This is a genomic window from Oricola indica (assembly GCF_965227485.1).
GTDB lineage: Bacteria > Pseudomonadota > Alphaproteobacteria > Rhizobiales > Rhizobiaceae > Oricola > Oricola indica.
In genome coordinates, this window is the sequence record NZ_OZ245747.1 from 3,223,393 (window position 1) to 3,238,448 (window position 15,056).

The following is a 15,056-nucleotide window of genomic DNA, read 5'->3' on the forward strand; positions in this document are numbered from 1 at the left end:
TCTCCCCTTTGCGAATCCCGGCCGCACCATCCAAATGCGCCCGGGCAAACGGGCGTTTCGGAAGCGTTGTGTCACAATAGCATTGCCATTTTTGATTGCAATGCATGCTCACACAACCTTTTAGTGTAATTCCCGTGCGAGATGTCAATTCGGCGCCTGCCCTCTTGACCAAAGCGCGCCGGACAGCCATGTCCGGGGCCATTGCCGACACTTGATCGGCCGCATTTTACTTATGGTAAGCTCCCGATCGTCATGGATGTTGTCGTCGTAGAATCGCCCGCCAAGGCCAAAACTATCAACAAATATCTGGGGTCCGGATACACGGTTCTGGCTTCCTTCGGCCATGTCCGGGATCTGCCCGCCAAGGACGGATCGGTGCGGCCCGACGAGGATTTCGCGATGTCGTGGAGCGTCGATACGGCGTCGAACAAGCGGCTGAACGATATCGCCACGGCAATGAAATCGGCGGACACGCTGATCCTCGCAACCGACCCCGATCGCGAGGGCGAGGCAATTTCGTGGCACGTGCTGGAAGTGCTCAACAAGAAGAAGGCGATCAAGGACAAGCCGGTTCGCCGCGTCGTCTTCAACGCGATCACCAAGAAGGCCGTCACCGAGGCGATGGCCAATCCGCGCGACATCGACACACCGCTGGTCGACGCCTATCTGGCGCGCCGCGCGCTCGACTATCTCGTCGGCTTCACCCTTTCGCCGGTCCTCTGGCGCAAGCTTCCCGGCGCGCGTTCCGCCGGCCGCGTTCAGTCGGTCGCGCTTCGCCTCGTCTGCGACCGCGAAGGCGAGATCGAGCGTTTCAAGCCGGAGGAATACTGGCAGATCGCCGCGCATCTGAAGACGGAAGGCGGCCAGGACTTCGTCGCAAGGCTGACCGGTTTCGACGGCAAGCGCATCACCAAGATGGACATCGCCGATGGCGACCATGCCGGCACCATCAAGGCGATGCTGGAATCGGCCGCGTTCACGGTCGACTCGCTGGAAGCCAAGCCGCAGAAGCGCAACCCCGCCCCGCCCTTCACCACGTCGACGCTGCAGCAGGCGGCCTCCGCCAAGCTCGGTTTCGCGCCGGCCCGCACCATGCAGGTGGCGCAGCGCCTTTACGAGGGCATCGATGTCGGCGGCGAGACCGTCGGCCTGATCACCTATATGCGTACCGACGGCGTGCAGATGGCGCCCGAGGCGATCACCGCTTCGCGCGACGCGATCGGCAAGGAGTTCGGCGCCAAATACGTGCCGGACCAGCCGCGCCACTATTCCACCAAGGCCAAGAACGCGCAGGAAGCCCACGAGGCGATCCGCCCGACCGACTTCATGCGCACGCCGGCCTCGGTGCGCGGATCGCTCGATGGCGACCAGTTGAAGCTCTACGACCTGATCTGGAAGCGCGGCATCGCCAGCCAGATGGCTTCGGCCGAACTGGAGCGCACCACCGTCGAAATCGTCGCCGAGGACGGCGGCAAGCGCGCGACGCTCCGCGCCACCGGCTCGGTCGTGAAGTTCGACGGCTTCATCGCCGCCTACACCGAACACCGCGACGACATGAAGACGGACTCGGATGACGAGGACGATTCAAACCGCCTGCCGGAAATGCGCACCGGCGAAAAGCCGTCACGCGACAAGATCGAGGCGACACAGCATTTCACCGAACCGCCGCCGCGCTATTCCGAAGCGTCCCTCATCAAGAAGATGGAAGAACTCGGCATCGGCCGCCCGTCGACCTATTCGGCGACGCTGACGACGCTGCGCGACCGCGAATACGTCAAGCTGGACGGCAAGAAACTCATCCCCGAAGCCAAGGGTCGCCTCGTCACGGCATTCCTGCAGGATTTCTTCGAGCGTTACGTCGAATACGACTTCACGGCCTCGCTGGAGGAGAAGCTCGACGAGATTTCGGCGGGCCGGCTGAACTGGAAAGACGTTCTGCGCGACTTCTGGAAAGAATTCTCCGCTCATGTGGAGGAAACCAAGGAATTGCGCATCACCGACGTGCTCGACGCACTCAACGAGCAACTCGAGCCGCTTGTCTTCCCCGCGCGCGAAGACGGCTCGGATCCGCGCATCTGCCCGAAATGCGGCACGGGCAACCTGTCGCTGAAGCTCGGCAAATACGGCTCCTTCGTCGGTTGCTCCAACTATCCGGAATGCAACTTCACCCGCCAGCTCGGCGAGGAAGGCCCGACGGGAGACGAAGCCGCTCTCGCCGATGGGCCGAAGGTGCTCGGCACCGATCCCTATACCGGCGACGAGATCACGTTGCGGTCCGGCCGCTTCGGTCCCTATGTCCAGCGCGGCGACGGCAAGGAAGCCAAGCGCACCAGCGTGCCGAAGGGCTGGAAGGTCGAGGACATCGACCACGAGAAGGCGCTCGCGCTGGTCAACCTGCCCCGCGATGTCGGCCAGCACCCGGAATCGGGCAAGATGATCTCGGCCGGGCTCGGCCGTTACGGGCCGTTCGTGCTGCATGACGGTACCTACGCCAATCTGGAATCGATCGAGGATGTGTTCTCCATCGGCCTCAACCGCGCGGTCACCGTCCTGGCGGAGAAAGTCGCCAAGGGTCCGGGCCGTGGCCGTTCCGCCCCGGCGGCGCTCAAGGAACTAGGCGAATTTCCCGAAATCGGCGGCCCGATAACCGTCCGCGACGGCCGCTACGGCCCCTATGTCAATCATGGCAAGATCAACGCGACGCTTCCCAAGAACACCGAGCCGCTGTCGGTGACGCTTGAGGACGCCGTCAAGCTGCTGACCGAGAAGGCCGAGAAATCCGGCAAGAAGCTCGGCGGCGGCAAGGCGAAGAAGCCTGCGGCCAAGAAGGCGGCGACGAAGAAGGCATCTACCAAGAAGACCGCCGCGAAGAAAAAGGCTCCGGCAAAGGCGAAAGCCGCCGCATCCGGCGAAAATGGCTAGGCGCAAGGGCGATCCCAAGCCACAGCCGAAAGAGCGCAACGCGCATCTTCCCACGCGTGACGATGTCGTGTCCTTCATCCGGGACAATCCGGACAGGGCGACGAAACGCGACGTGGCCAAGGCCTTCAACCTCAAGGGCGACGACAGGGTCGCCCTGAAGCATCTCTTCAGGGAACTGGAGGAAGAAGGCGTCTTCCAGCGCCGCGGCAAGCGGCTCGTCACCGCGGGCACGCTGCCGCAGGTCATGGTTCTCACCGTCACCGGACGCGACCGCGACGGCGGGCTTCTGGCGCGGCCGCTCGAATGGGATAAGGCCGAACAGGGCTCCCCGCCCCTGATCGCCATCCGCGCGTCGCGCAACGCCAAACAGCGCCAGCCCGCAGCCGGCGTCGGCGACCGGGTTCTTGCCCGCATCTCCCCGCCACAGGGCGAGGACGGCGTCTACACCGCACGCGTCATCAAGAAACTGGAAAAGCGCGGCGCGGCGATCCTCGGCGTTGTCCGCCGCACGGACGATGGCGACTACCGGCTCGAACCCGTCGATCGGAAACAATCCGAACTGCTCATCGACAAGGAGCAACTCGGCGGCGCGAGCCCCGGCGATCTTGTCGAGGTCGAGGTGACGCGCGCTGGCCGCTACGGGCTGCAGCGCGCCACCGTGACGCAACGCGTCGGCTCGTTCGCCTCCGAGAAGGCGGTTTCGATGATCGCCATCCACGCCAACGCCATACCGCATGTCTTTCCGGAGGCCGTCCTGGCGGAAGCCGAAGCGGCGAAGCCCGTGAAGGCCGGCGGTAAGCGCGAGGACTGGCGCAAGCTGCCGCTGGTCACCATCGACCCGCCCGACGCCAAGGACCATGACGACGCGGTGCATGCCGAGCCGGATCCGGATGTCGCCAATCCGGGCGGACACATCCTCACCGTCGCCATCGCCGACGTCGCCTCCTACGTACGTCCCGGATCGGCGATGGACCGCGAGGCGCTGCAGCGCGGCAATTCGGTCTATTTTCCCGATCGTGTCGTACCGATGCTGCCCGAGCGCATCTCCAACGATCTGTGCTCGCTGCGCGAAGGCGAAGACCGCCCCGCCCTCGCCGTGCGGATGGTCTTCGGCGCGGATGGCCGCAAGCGCGGCCATACGTTCCACCGCATCATCATGCGTTCGGCGGCGAAGCTCTCCTACGACCAGGCGCAGGCCGCGATCGACGGTGCGCCGGACGAAAAGTCCGGCCCGCTGCTCGAACCTGTGCTGAAACCCCTGTGGAACGCCTATCATTGCCTCCTCAAAGGACGCCATGCGCGCGGTCCGCTCGAACTCGATCTGCCGGAACGCAAGATCGTCCTCAACAAGGACGGCCTCGTCGACCGGATCGTCGTGCCGTCCCGCCTCGATGCCCACAAGCTGATCGAGGAATGCATGATCCAGGCCAATGTCGCGGCGGCGGAGACGCTGGAAGGCAAGCAGCAGTTGCTGGTCTACCGCGTCCACGACCAGCCCTCCATGGCCAAGGAGGAAGCGCTTCGCGAATTCCTCAAGACAATCGAGATTCCGCTGGCGCGCGGCGCACAGCTTCGCCCGTCGGCGTTCAACCTCATTCTCGACCGCGTGAAGGACACCGATCACGCCGCCCTGGTCAACGAGGTCATCCTGCGCAGCCAGGCGCAGGCGGAATACGCGCCGGAGAATTACGGCCATTTCGGCCTCAATCTTCTGCGCTATGCGCATTTCACCTCGCCGATCCGCCGCTATGCCGACCTGATCGTCCACCGCGCGCTGATCCGCGCGCTCGATCTCGGCGACAGCAAGGACGGCTTGCCGGACGTCACGCTCGACCAGTTGCGCGAGATTGCCGGGGTGATTTCCGCGGCAGAACGTCGCGCGGTCAACGCCGAACGCGATACTGTCGACCGGCTGATCGCGCTCCATCTGGCCGACAATATCGGACAGGAGTTCGAGGGCCGCGTGGCGGGCATGGCCTCGTCCGGCATCTTCGTTTCGCTGCCGGCCTATGGCGCGGATGGCTTTGTTCCCGCTTCGACTCTCGGCGACGACTACTTCCATCACGACGAAGCCGCGCACGCCATGGTCGGCGAGCGGACGGGTCTTGGCTACCGGCTCGGAGACCCGGTGACGATCAAGATCGCGGAGGTGCTGCCGCTGGCCGGCTCCATGCGCTTCGAAATGGTCAGCGAGCCGCGCAAGCTTGGCTTGTCCGGCAAATCGTTTCATAAGGCGCGCAAAGGTGCGCGAACCGCGAAACGCGGCAAACCGGCGCGCGGCAAGGGTCGGCAGGGAGCAGGACGCAAGCGATGACCGATACGATGATTTTCCAGGGCAGCGACGAGGCGACACACCCGAAACGCCCGGTGGTTCCGGCGATGAAGCGCGGTTTTGCCGGGCGCTGCCCGCATTGCGGCGAAGGCAAGCTTTTTGCGTCTTTCGTCAAGCCGGTCGAGACATGCTCGTTCTGCCACGAGGATTTGAGCCACCAGCGCGCCGACGATTTTCCGGCCTATCTGAACATCTTCATCGTCGGCCATGTCGGCGTCGGCGGCTTTACGCTGGCCGAGGCTCTGACCGATTGGTCCGGCTGGGTGCATCTGGCGATCTGGGTTCCGATCATGATCATCATGTCTGTCGTTCTCATGCAACCGCTGAAAGGCGCGGTGATCGGCTTCCAGTGGGCCAATTACATGCATGGCTTCGGTGGCGAGGACGACATGCCGGAGACCCATCCCGAGCAGGACGACTGACCGGCGCACGATGAAACGCACGGAGGAATTGAAGCCCTATGGCCCTGCGCCTCACGTGCGTCCGCGCGATGCCGCGACATTGATCCTGCTGCGGAAGTCCGGCGGCTCCACCGATATCCTGATGGGCCGGCGCAGCGACAAACTCGCCTTCATGCCCGGCATGTTCGTCTTTCCGGGCGGACGAACCGAACGCGCCGATCTGACCGCGCCACGAACGGGCTCGCTGCATGAATCAGATGCGCGTCGCCTCGTCTCCGGCATGGGCGCGCGCGGCAGCTTGCGCCGCGCCGAGGCGCTCGCCATGGCCGCGATTCGCGAGACCCAGGAAGAGACCGGACTTCTGATCGGCCGGAACGGTCAGGCGCGGGGCAATGCCGGGCATGCGTCCTGGCGGCCATTCGCGCAAAGCGGCGTCCTGCCCGATCTCGCCGCGATCCGCTTCCTTGCGCGCGCCATCACGCCACCCGGCCGCGTGCGTCGCTTCGATACGCGGTTCTTCGTGGCGGACGCGGACCACGTCACCAATCCGTCCGAACTGATCGCCAATCCGGCGGAAGAACTGGAGGAAGTGCGCTGGATCGCCCTCGCAGACATGGCGAATGTCCTCATGGCGGATATCACGCGGACGATCCTCGGCATTCTCGAAGACCGTTTGCGCGCCGATCCCGAGCTGTCGCGCGACATGCCGGTTCCCTTCATACGCGCCGAACATCGCCGCTTCGTGCAGACGCTTGAATGACGGCTTGACTTTTGGCCGGCAATCCGTAGTTTCCGCGCAAATTCGCCGACGGTCTTCTGTGGCCCGTTTCCGGCACGTTCTCTTGAAATGACAGGTACAGGACCATGGCAAAGGCCACGACGATCAAAATCAAATTGCTGTCCACCGCGGACACCGGCTTCTTCTACGTCACGAAGAAGAACAGCCGTACCTTCACCGAGAAGATGGTGAAGACCAAATACGACCCGATTGCCAAGAAGCATGTCGAGTTCAAGGAAGCCAAGATCAAGTAAGGCTTCGCGCATCCGCGCATTTTGAACCGCCGTTCGAAAGACCGGCGGTTTTTTGTTGTCTGAAGATTGCTAAGCCGCCCTGGAGACCACCTGGTTGCGGCCATTGGTTTTGGCTTCATAGAGCGCTTCATCGGCCCGCTTCAACAGCGCCTTGGCGTTCTCGGCCTCGGACTGGATCAGGCTGGTCACCCCGACGCTGACGGTCACGTCGATGGAATGCGCGCCGTTCTCGATCGAGAACCCCTCCGATTCGATTTGCGCGCGCAGGCGCTCCGCCACTTCGGCAGCGACATGCGGCGCGGTGTCCGGCATGACGATGACGAATTCCTCGCCGCCATAGCGGCATGCGAGGTCCATGCCCCGCACATTGATCCGCAGCCGCCGCGCGAACTCGCGTAGCACGTCGTCGCCGGCATCGTGGCCATGCGTGTCGTTGACGTCCTTGAAGCGGTCGATGTCGGTGATCAGCAGCGACAGTTCCTTGCCGCGGTTGAGCGCGCGCGCCACCAGCGTTTCCAGATGCGTGTCGAGATAGCGCCGGTTGTGCAGCCCAGTCAGCCCGTCCGTGACAGCCAGTTCGATCGACGCGGCGACATTGTCGCGCAAGCCGTCATGATAGCGCTTGCGCTTCACCTGCGTGCGCAGGCGCGCGGTCAGTTCGTTGGAGTCCACCGGCCGCACGATGTAGTCGTTGACGCCCAGTTCCAGCGCGCGCTTGATCAAATCGTCGTCGTCGGCTTCGGCGACCAGGATGATCGGCACGAAGCGCGTCCTGTCGAGCGACCGTATTTGCGAGCAGATTCGCAGGGCGTCGAAATCGGAGAATTTCGCGGCCACGAACACCGTGTCGAAATCACCTTCGGCCGCCGTGAAGACAGCCGCGTTGGGGTCCGGCGCATGAACGATCTCGAACGCGCCGCGCAATGGTTTGACGAATTTCTCGGCGGAGGTCTCCCGCTCGTCGACGACGAGAATCTTCGGCTTTTTGCCGCCCTCGCCATTCGTATTGTCGAGCAGGTTTTCCAGACCGATATCGCGCGCCGTCACTGCGCGCAGACGCAATTCGTCGGTCAGCATCTTCAGTCGCAACAAGCTCCGCACACGCGCGAGAAGCTGCATCTCGTTGACCGGCTTGGTCAGGAAATCGTCCGCGCCGGCCTCCAGCCCGCGCAGCCGGTCGGCCATCTCATCAAGCGCGGTGACGATGACGACCGGGATATGGCACGTGGCGGCGTTGGCCTTCAGGCGCTCGCAGACCTCGAAGCCGTCGATGCCCGGCATCATGATGTCGAGCAGCACGAGATCGACCGAGGTCTCGGAACAGATCGCCAGCGCGTCATGGCCGTCGCGCGCGGTGATGACATTGAAATACTCGGCGGTCAGCCGCGTCTCGAGCAGATCGCGGTTCGCCTCGATGTCATCGACTACCAGTATGCGCGCTGTCATGGGACGCGATCCTGTTTCAGGGTTTCAAGCGTCGCCAAGATACGACTTAATGGTTTCAATAAATTTAGGAACCGAAATCGGTTTTGATATGTAGCCTTCACACCCGCCCTGCCGGATCCGCTCCTCGTCGCCCTTCATGGCGAAGGCGGTGACGGCGATCACCGGGATCGCGTGCAGGTCGTCGTCTTCCTTGAGCCAGCGGGTCACATCGAGGCCCGACACCTCGGGCAACTGGATGTCCATCAGGATCAGGTCCGGGCGATGCGCGCGCGCCAGATCGAGCGCTTCAAGCCCGTTGCGCGTGCGCACGGTTTCGTAGCCGCTGGCTTCGATGAGGTCGCGGAAGAGCTTCATGTTGAGCTCGTTGTCCTCGACGATCATGACCGTCTTTGTCATATCAATCCCCAGTCGACCCCGCCGGAGCCCGTTCCCGCTCGAATACGGTGTCGTTTTTGCCTTCTTCCACAGCTATAACCCGATTCCCTTGAGAAAAAGCGAACGGAAGCGAAACATGAGCGAGGACAACGGAGACACGACCTCGGAAGCAGTGGCGGTCAGCGCCCTTTCATGGATCGCCGCCGACGAAAAAATGCTCGACCGGTTCCTTGCCCTGACCGGCATCGAAGCCGGGCAGGTTCGCCAGGCGGCGTCCGAACCAGGCTTCCTCGCCGGCGTGCTCGACTTCCTTCTGGCGCATGAGCCCAGCCTGATGGCGTTCTGCAACGAGACGGAGACCGACCCGGAAATCGTCCAGCGGGCGCGCGAGACCCTTCTCGGCAATCCCGGCGAGGAATGGTTCTCGATATGACGCCCGCCGAATGCGAACGCATCGCGGCGCTCGCCCGGTCCGACCGTCCGCTGATCGTCTGCGACATCGACGAGGTCGTCCTGGAATTCGTCGCGCCCTTCATGGCGTTTCTTGAAAGCCACGGCCACGAATTGCGCACGACGTCCTTTCGCCTGAAGGGAAACATCTACATTAAAGAAACGGGACAGCCTGTTGAAAACGAAGCGGTATCTTCCTTTCTTGAAGGCTTCTTCGATGTCCACGACGCGTGGCAGAAACCGGTCGACGAGGCGCTCGAAACCCTGACGGAGATCGAGCGGACGCATGACGCCGACATCGTGTTCCTGACGGCGATGCCGCCGCGCCATCACGCGCGCCGCCGTGCCCTTCTTGATCTGCACGGCTTCTCTCATCCGATGATCGCCACCGAGGATGCCAAGGGCGATGCGGTTGCCGCTCTGACCGGCGATCGTCCCGACAGGCCGGTCGCCTTCATCGACGATCTGCCGTCGAACCATCTCAGCGTGCTTTCGGCCGTGCCCGGTGCGCTCGGGCTGCATCTCATGGCCTACAAGGCCCTCGCGCCGCACCTGCCGCCCATGCCCGAGGGCGTGACGAATGTGGATGACTGGCCGGCGGCGGCGAAGGCGATCGCCGATTATCTCGCCGCGCGCGGTCACTGAATTATCCTACAGCGCAAGCCGCATCAGCGGTCGCCCCTCCTTGCGCAACGCGACCTGCTCGAAACCCGCCTGTTCGAAGACTCGGGTCGATCCGACGAACAAACCGACCGATTTCGCATGCTTCGCCGCGTCGATGGGGCAGGCTTCCAGCACTCGTGCGCCGTTCTCGCGAGCATGGTTGATCCCGGCGGCGACCATTGCGTGCGAAAACCCCTGCCCGCGCATCGCAGAGCGCGTGAAGAAACAGGAGATCACCCAGGCCGCGCCATCCTCCGCCGGCGCATCGGGCAGAGGCGCCGAGACCCGTCTGTCATTGTTGAATTGCGGAACGTCTCCGCGCGGTCCGATCTGCATCCAGGACACGGCGACACCGTCACGATAACCGATCAGGCCGGGCGGCGGGCCGTTAACGATTCGCGCCCGCATGTGCTCTTTGTTATCGACGGCGGAATTCGCCTTGCGCTGCTTCGGCGCGAGCCGGAAATAGGTGCACCAGCAGCCGTAACAGGCCCCCTGCTTGCCGAACAGATCCTCGAAATCGGCCCAGCGATCCGGCGTCAGTGCGGCGATCTCCAACTTTGCCATGACGGCCCCCCGGCTTGATGATAGTTTCTCATTGCGTTATCGCGCCCATTTTGTTCATGGTATGTTCACATCGATGAGCACCTCTGTCAATTCGACCGGTGGCGGTTTTTGCCGCGATTGTCTCGCGCCTCTCCGGGGCGGCGGGCGGCGCTGTGTTTCCTGCGGCAGCCCGCGCATCGTACGCCATGAGGAACTGCACGCCCTGTCCATCGCGCATATCGACTGCGACGCCTTCTATGCGTCCGTCGAAAAGCGCGACAATCCGGAGCTGCTGGACAAGCCGGTCATCGTCGGCGGCGGGCGGCGCGGCGTGGTCTCGACCTGCTGCTACATCGCGCGCATCCGGGGCGTTCGGTCGGCGATGCCGATGTTCAAGGCGCTCGACGCCTGCCCGGACGCCGTCGTCGTCAAGCCCGACATGGAGAAATACGCCCGCGTCGGAAAACAGGTGCGCGAGATGATGCGCGAACTCACGCCGCTGGTGGAGCCGATCTCCATCGACGAGGCGTTTCTCGACCTGACCGGCACCGAGCGGCTGCACAAGGACAGTCCCGCCCGTGTTCTGGCGAAGTTCGCGCGCCGCGTGGAACAGGAGGTCGGCATCACGGTTTCGGTCGGTCTTTCCTACTGCAAGTTTCTCGCGAAGGTCGCCTCCGATCTCGAAAAGCCCCGCGGCTTTTCGGTCATCGGACAGGCCGAGGCGCTCGATTTCCTCCGCGACAAGAAGGTGACGCTGATCTGGGGCGTCGGAAAGGCGTTTGCCGCGACGCTCGAAAAGGACGGCATCCGCACCATCGGCCAGTTGCAGACGATGGACGAGACCGTCCTGATGAAGCGCTACGGCGTCATGGGCCGCCGTCTCTTCCACCTGTCTCGCGGGCAGGACGACCGGACGGTGCATGTCGAGCACGAGACGAAGAGCATCTCGGCTGAAACCACCTTCAACGAGGATTATGCGTCCGCCTCCGATCTGCTGCCCGTGCTGCGCGCGCTGTCGGAGAAAGTGTCGGAGCGGCTGAAGGCGGCCGATCTCGCCGGACGCACCGTGACTTTGAAGCTCAAGGACAGGGAATTCAGGACCCGCACGCGCAACCGGCAATTGCCGGACCGCACGCGCCTCGCCGACCGCATCTTCCGCGTTGCCGCGCCACTCTTGGAAAAGGAACTCGACGGCACGAAATTCCGGCTTCTCGGCATCGGCGTCGCCGATCTCGCGCATGACGCGATGGCCGATCCGTCCGACCTCGTCGACACGGATGCCACGCGCCGCGCGAAGGCCGAAGCCGCGATGGACAAGGTGCGCGCCAGATACGGCTCGAAGGCCGTCGAGACCGGCTACACCTTCGGCACCGGCAATCGCGGAAAACCCCAGCGCGATCAGGATGGCTGAAACAACCTGCCCGGCCCCGCGACCTCGCCGTCCAGCCCGGCCAGGCGCAGCATGTGCCAGGCGAGCGCCTGGTTGGAGGTGATCACCGGCCTGTTCAGCCGGCGTTCGGCCTCCTCGATTACCGAGAAGGTCCGCAAATTGGTGCAGGAGGCAAACACCGCGTCCACGTCTCCGCCGCCAACACTGCACATTGCGTCGAGCACGGATGCAGGCGCGATGCGCGCCACCGCGCGGTCGCTTTCCTGCTCGAACGACCCGAACGCGCCAATCTCCAGCCCATGCGAAACCAGCAGCGCCTGCATCGCTTCCGAAACCGCCGGCATATAAGGCGTCAGAAAGCCGATCCGGCGCACGCCGAGATGCTCGCAGGCGGCGAGCAGCCCGCTGACCGGGTTCGTCACCCGGGAACGCGGCTGCGCCGATTGCACGGCCTTCTCGACCGCGTCGATACCGATCATTGTCGTCCCCGAGGTGCAGGCATAGCCGATCACGTCGAGCGATCCTTCCGAGGGAAACAGCGACGCGGACCTGGGCAGGTTTTCATGCATCTCGTGCAGCGTTTCCGGTGTCACCGCGTCGGCGAAAGGGATGCGCGAATGGTGCAGCCCGATCCCGTCGCCGCTAAACAGCGGAGCGAACTCGTTTTCCAGCGTCTCGTCCGATTGCAGGACGATCACGCCGAAGCCGGCGCGCGCCGAGTTCCCGTCATCCAGTTCGTAATCCAGCTTCATGGGTGTCAGCCTCCGATAACCGGCAGATCGGGTGTCGCGCGTTGCGAAAGCAACTGCGGCGGACCATCGCGAATGACGATGTTTTCCTCCGTGACCATGATCCGGCCTTTCCCCAGGCCCATGCCCGGCTCCAGCGTTAATACCATGCCGGGCTCCAGCACCGTGTTGTCGAATGCGACGAGCGATGGCGGTTCGGTCAATTGAATCCCGAGGCCATGGCCGTAACGCCCGACATCGCCACCGCCCTCGCCGATCACGCCCGCCATGGCTTCGAACAAGTCGCGGCAGGTCCGTCCGGGTCGCGCGATGGCCAGGGCCGCTTCGGTGGCGCGATGGAGTGTCTCATGCGCACGCCGGCTCCGGTCCGAAGCCTTGCCGATGGCGAAATTCCGGTCGAAATCGCAGAAATAGCCGCCCAGTGTCGCGCCGGTGTCGAGCATCAGGATGTCGCCGTTCTCGAGGGGTTGGTCGGATGGCGGCGAGATGACGTCGGCATAACCGCCCTGCCCGGCGCCGCCGACGAGATAGGGAACGTCCTCGGCCCCTTCCGTGAGAAGCTTTATCTTGAAGGCACGGAATGCATCGGCAAGCGTCTGGCCCTGACGGAACAGCGACGGCGCGGCGGCGAATGCTCTCGATGCGATGTCGCATATATCGGCAATCGCGGCGATCTCGGCCTCCGATTTCACCATGCGCTGCCGCCGGACAATGGCGGTCGCATCGACAAACTGGCTGCCATACAGCGTCTCGCGCAATGTCTGGAATGCGCTCAACGGCATGCGCAACGCCGTTTCGCGCCCCATCGGCATGCCGATGCGCGCATAGGGGCGCAGCGCGTCGGCGATCAGCGATATCCCGTCATCATCCGGGTGCGGCGAAGACCATGTCCGCACCTCGCCGACGAAACAACCGCGCATCAGCGCCTCGCCGATCTCGGGGATCACCGCCACCGGCCGGCCCGCGGACGGGACGACGAGGAACCAGGGCCGCGTCGGGCTTTGCCAGAAAAGCGTGCGAAAGCCGGTGAAGTAGCGGATTTCCGCCTCGGTGTTGAAAAACAGCGCGTCGAGCCCCGCCACGCGCATGGACGCCTGCATTCTGTCGAGACGCGCCTCGAATTCCGATACGGGGAAATCAGCCACGGCCCAGACGCTCCAATCCGCGAAACACGATGCGGAGCTTATCCGCGATTCGCCACGGAAGGAAACGCGGGACCGGCCCGTGATGCGCTTTTGCCACAGGCCGCGCCAAGTCGAGACCGAGAGCTTCGACATGCTGGCGGTTTGCGCGCGAACACCTATATTGAGGTTGCGCGACCGGATGCGGACCGGCCGCCATTTCAGACTGTCCGCTACCGAGAGAAAGGTCGTTGATGATTGTGCTGGCACCCCGGAAAGCCGGGCGGAGGCACGGATAAGCATCCGGACCGGTCGATGCGACGCCTGTCGCGCGGCCCGATAATGTCCGCCTGTCCCGCCATCGGCTGAACTTCCGATCGCTCGCAAGCCCCCCGGGTCGCGGCGCGATTGGCGTATTTATCCGGCTGCGCCCGAAACCGGGACTGCAGCCGCTACCGGTGCTGGATCAATGACCATCAATCTTTCCGAACTGGCCGATTTCGGCTGGAAATCCTTTTTCACTTCGCAACTCGAAACATCCGACTTCGACACATTTCAACCCGTGCGCGTCACGGCAGTGCATCGCAATGCGCTGGAAATCACCGGCCTGCATGCCGAAACCACCATCCCGCCCTTCTTCGCAGAGGACGAGGAAGACCGCGCGACCGTCGGCGACTGGCTGCTGATCGAGCCGGACACATTGCGCATCGACCGCATCCTGGACAGGAAAAGCCTGTTCAAGCGCCGCGCGGCCGGTACGGGACGGCACATGCAGCTGATCGCGGCAAATATCGACACGCTGTTCATCGTCACGTCCTGCAACCAGGATTTCAACGTCGCCCGGCTGGAACGCTATCTGGCGCTGGCGCAGGATGCGGGCGTGACGCCGGTGATCGTGCTCACAAAGGCCGACCTGACCGACACGCCGGAGGACTTCGAACGCGATGCCGCGCGCCTCATGCCGGCTCTGTGCGTCGAGACCGTCGATGCGCGCGACCCGGCAAGCGCAGACCGCCTGACCGCATGGTGCGGACGCGGCGAAACGATCGCGCTCGTCGGTTCGTCCGGCGTCGGCAAGTCCACCCTGGTCAACACGCTGATCGGCGCGCAGTCCATCGTCACAGCAGGCATCCGCGAGGATGACGCCAAGGGCCGCCACACGACCACAGGACGGATGCTGCACCGCCTGCCCTCGGGCGGGTGGCTGCTCGACACGCCGGGCATGCGCGAATTGCAGCTGACCGACGTTCATGCCGGTATCGACGACGTGTTCTCCGATGTCGCGAAGCTGGCGCAACAATGCCGCTTCCGCGATTGCGGCCATGACGGGGAACCGGGCTGCGCGGTCGAAAAGGCCGTGGCCGAAGGTGCGCTCGATCCGGACCGCGTACGGCGCTGGAAGAAGCTGCTTGCCGAGGACGCCCACAATTCTGCGAGCCTCTCGGAACGTCGCGCGCGCGACAAGCAATTCGGCAAGCTGGTGAAGCGCATGATGAAGGACAAGAAGATGAAGCGCGGCGACTGACGTCGCCGCGCGGTCGGGCGTCTTTTCTTGCGGGTAGTATTGCAGTCTTGCCGGTGCGCATCGACAGCGGCGGGCGCATGGTTATGATGCGGCCGAACTTGTGA

General features: G+C 63.8%; 14 protein-coding genes. 9 read left to right on the plus strand and 5 right to left on the minus strand.

What is annotated here, in order from left to right:
- Positions 1–252: 252 nt before the first annotated feature.
- The 5 genes from topA to rpmG all read left to right on the plus strand — a co-directional run bounded on the left by topA (position 253) and on the right by rpmG (position 6,687).
- The gene (gene topA, locus ACQK2M_RS16225; RefSeq protein WP_425418644.1) at positions 253–2,922 is read left to right on the plus strand and encodes a type I DNA topoisomerase; all 2,670 of its coding nucleotides are present in this window, start codon (positions 253–255) and stop codon (positions 2,920–2,922) included.
- A complete protein-coding gene (gene rnr / locus ACQK2M_RS16230) occupies positions 2,915–5,236 on the plus strand; it encodes a ribonuclease R (RefSeq protein WP_425418645.1) in 2,322 nt (773 codons plus the stop codon). The genes topA and rnr overlap by 8 nt, the downstream gene beginning before the upstream one ends.
- The gene (locus tag ACQK2M_RS16235; protein ID WP_425418646.1) at positions 5,233–5,676 is read left to right on the plus strand and encodes a DUF983 domain-containing protein; all 444 of its coding nucleotides are present in this window, start codon (positions 5,233–5,235) and stop codon (positions 5,674–5,676) included. The genes rnr and ACQK2M_RS16235 overlap by 4 nt, the downstream gene beginning before the upstream one ends.
- A 10-nt stretch (positions 5,677–5,686) precedes the next feature.
- Entirely contained in the window at positions 5,687–6,415 is a 729-nt protein-coding gene (locus tag ACQK2M_RS16240; protein WP_425418648.1) for an NUDIX hydrolase, read from the plus strand.
- Positions 6,416–6,519: 104 nt separating this feature from the next.
- Positions 6,520–6,687 carry a 50S ribosomal protein L33 gene (gene rpmG, locus ACQK2M_RS16245; RefSeq protein ID WP_133283963.1) on the plus strand — a complete coding sequence of 56 codons (168 nt, stop codon included), beginning with the start codon at positions 6,520–6,522 and terminating at the stop codon, positions 6,685–6,687.
- A gap of 69 nt (positions 6,688–6,756) precedes the next feature.
- Here the strand turns inward: rpmG and ACQK2M_RS16250 are convergent, their stop codons facing one another.
- Together ACQK2M_RS16250 and ACQK2M_RS16255 are read right to left on the minus strand one after the other, a co-directional pair.
- A complete protein-coding gene (locus tag ACQK2M_RS16250) occupies positions 6,757–8,133 on the minus strand; it encodes a PleD family two-component system response regulator (protein ID WP_425418649.1) in 1,377 nt (458 codons plus the stop codon).
- A 24-nt stretch (positions 8,134–8,157) separates the two neighbouring features.
- Complete coding sequence (locus ACQK2M_RS16255) at positions 8,158–8,514, minus strand: response regulator (RefSeq protein WP_274384997.1); 357 nt, start codon at positions 8,512–8,514, stop codon at positions 8,158–8,160.
- A 130-nt stretch (positions 8,515–8,644) separates the two neighbouring features.
- On the opposite strand from ACQK2M_RS16255, the gene ACQK2M_RS16260 reads away from it, so the two are divergent.
- Positions 8,645–8,941, plus strand: coding sequence for a DUF3572 domain-containing protein (locus ACQK2M_RS16260; protein WP_425418650.1), 297 nt, complete (start codon positions 8,645–8,647; stop codon positions 8,939–8,941).
- A complete protein-coding gene (locus tag ACQK2M_RS16265; protein ID WP_425418651.1) occupies positions 8,938–9,603 on the plus strand; it encodes a hypothetical protein in 666 nt (221 codons plus the stop codon). Before ACQK2M_RS16260 ends, ACQK2M_RS16265 begins: the two co-directional genes overlap by 4 nt.
- Before the next feature lie 6 nt (positions 9,604–9,609).
- Here ACQK2M_RS16265 and ACQK2M_RS16270 read toward each other — a convergent pair whose 3' ends face one another.
- Complete coding sequence (locus ACQK2M_RS16270; RefSeq protein WP_425418652.1) at positions 9,610–10,188, minus strand: GNAT family N-acetyltransferase; 579 nt, start codon at positions 10,186–10,188, stop codon at positions 9,610–9,612.
- Between the two features lie 61 nt (positions 10,189–10,249).
- Here ACQK2M_RS16270 and ACQK2M_RS16275 point away from each other — a divergent pair, with 61 nt between their 5' ends.
- Positions 10,250–11,578 carry a DNA polymerase IV gene (locus ACQK2M_RS16275; protein WP_425418653.1) on the plus strand — a complete coding sequence of 443 codons (1,329 nt, stop codon included), beginning with the start codon at positions 10,250–10,252 and terminating at the stop codon, positions 11,576–11,578.
- Here the strand turns inward: ACQK2M_RS16275 and ACQK2M_RS16280 are convergent.
- Both ACQK2M_RS16280 and ACQK2M_RS16285 read right to left on the minus strand, forming a co-directional pair.
- Positions 11,566–12,309 (minus strand): maleate cis-trans isomerase family protein, encoded by a 744-nt coding sequence (locus ACQK2M_RS16280; RefSeq protein ID WP_425418654.1) that lies wholly within the window; start codon positions 12,307–12,309, stop codon positions 11,566–11,568. The genes ACQK2M_RS16275 and ACQK2M_RS16280 overlap by 13 nt on opposite strands.
- Positions 12,310–12,314: 5 nt before the next feature.
- On the minus strand, positions 12,315–13,451 hold the full coding sequence (locus tag ACQK2M_RS16285) for a M24 family metallopeptidase (RefSeq protein WP_425418655.1): 1,137 nt from the start codon (positions 13,449–13,451) through the stop codon (positions 12,315–12,317).
- Between the two features lie 445 nt (positions 13,452–13,896).
- Here ACQK2M_RS16285 and rsgA point away from each other — a divergent pair, with 445 nt between their 5' ends.
- Positions 13,897–14,952 (plus strand): ribosome small subunit-dependent GTPase A, encoded by a 1,056-nt coding sequence (gene rsgA / locus ACQK2M_RS16290; RefSeq protein WP_425418656.1) that lies wholly within the window; start codon positions 13,897–13,899, stop codon positions 14,950–14,952.
- Positions 14,953–15,056 lie beyond the last annotated feature (104 nt).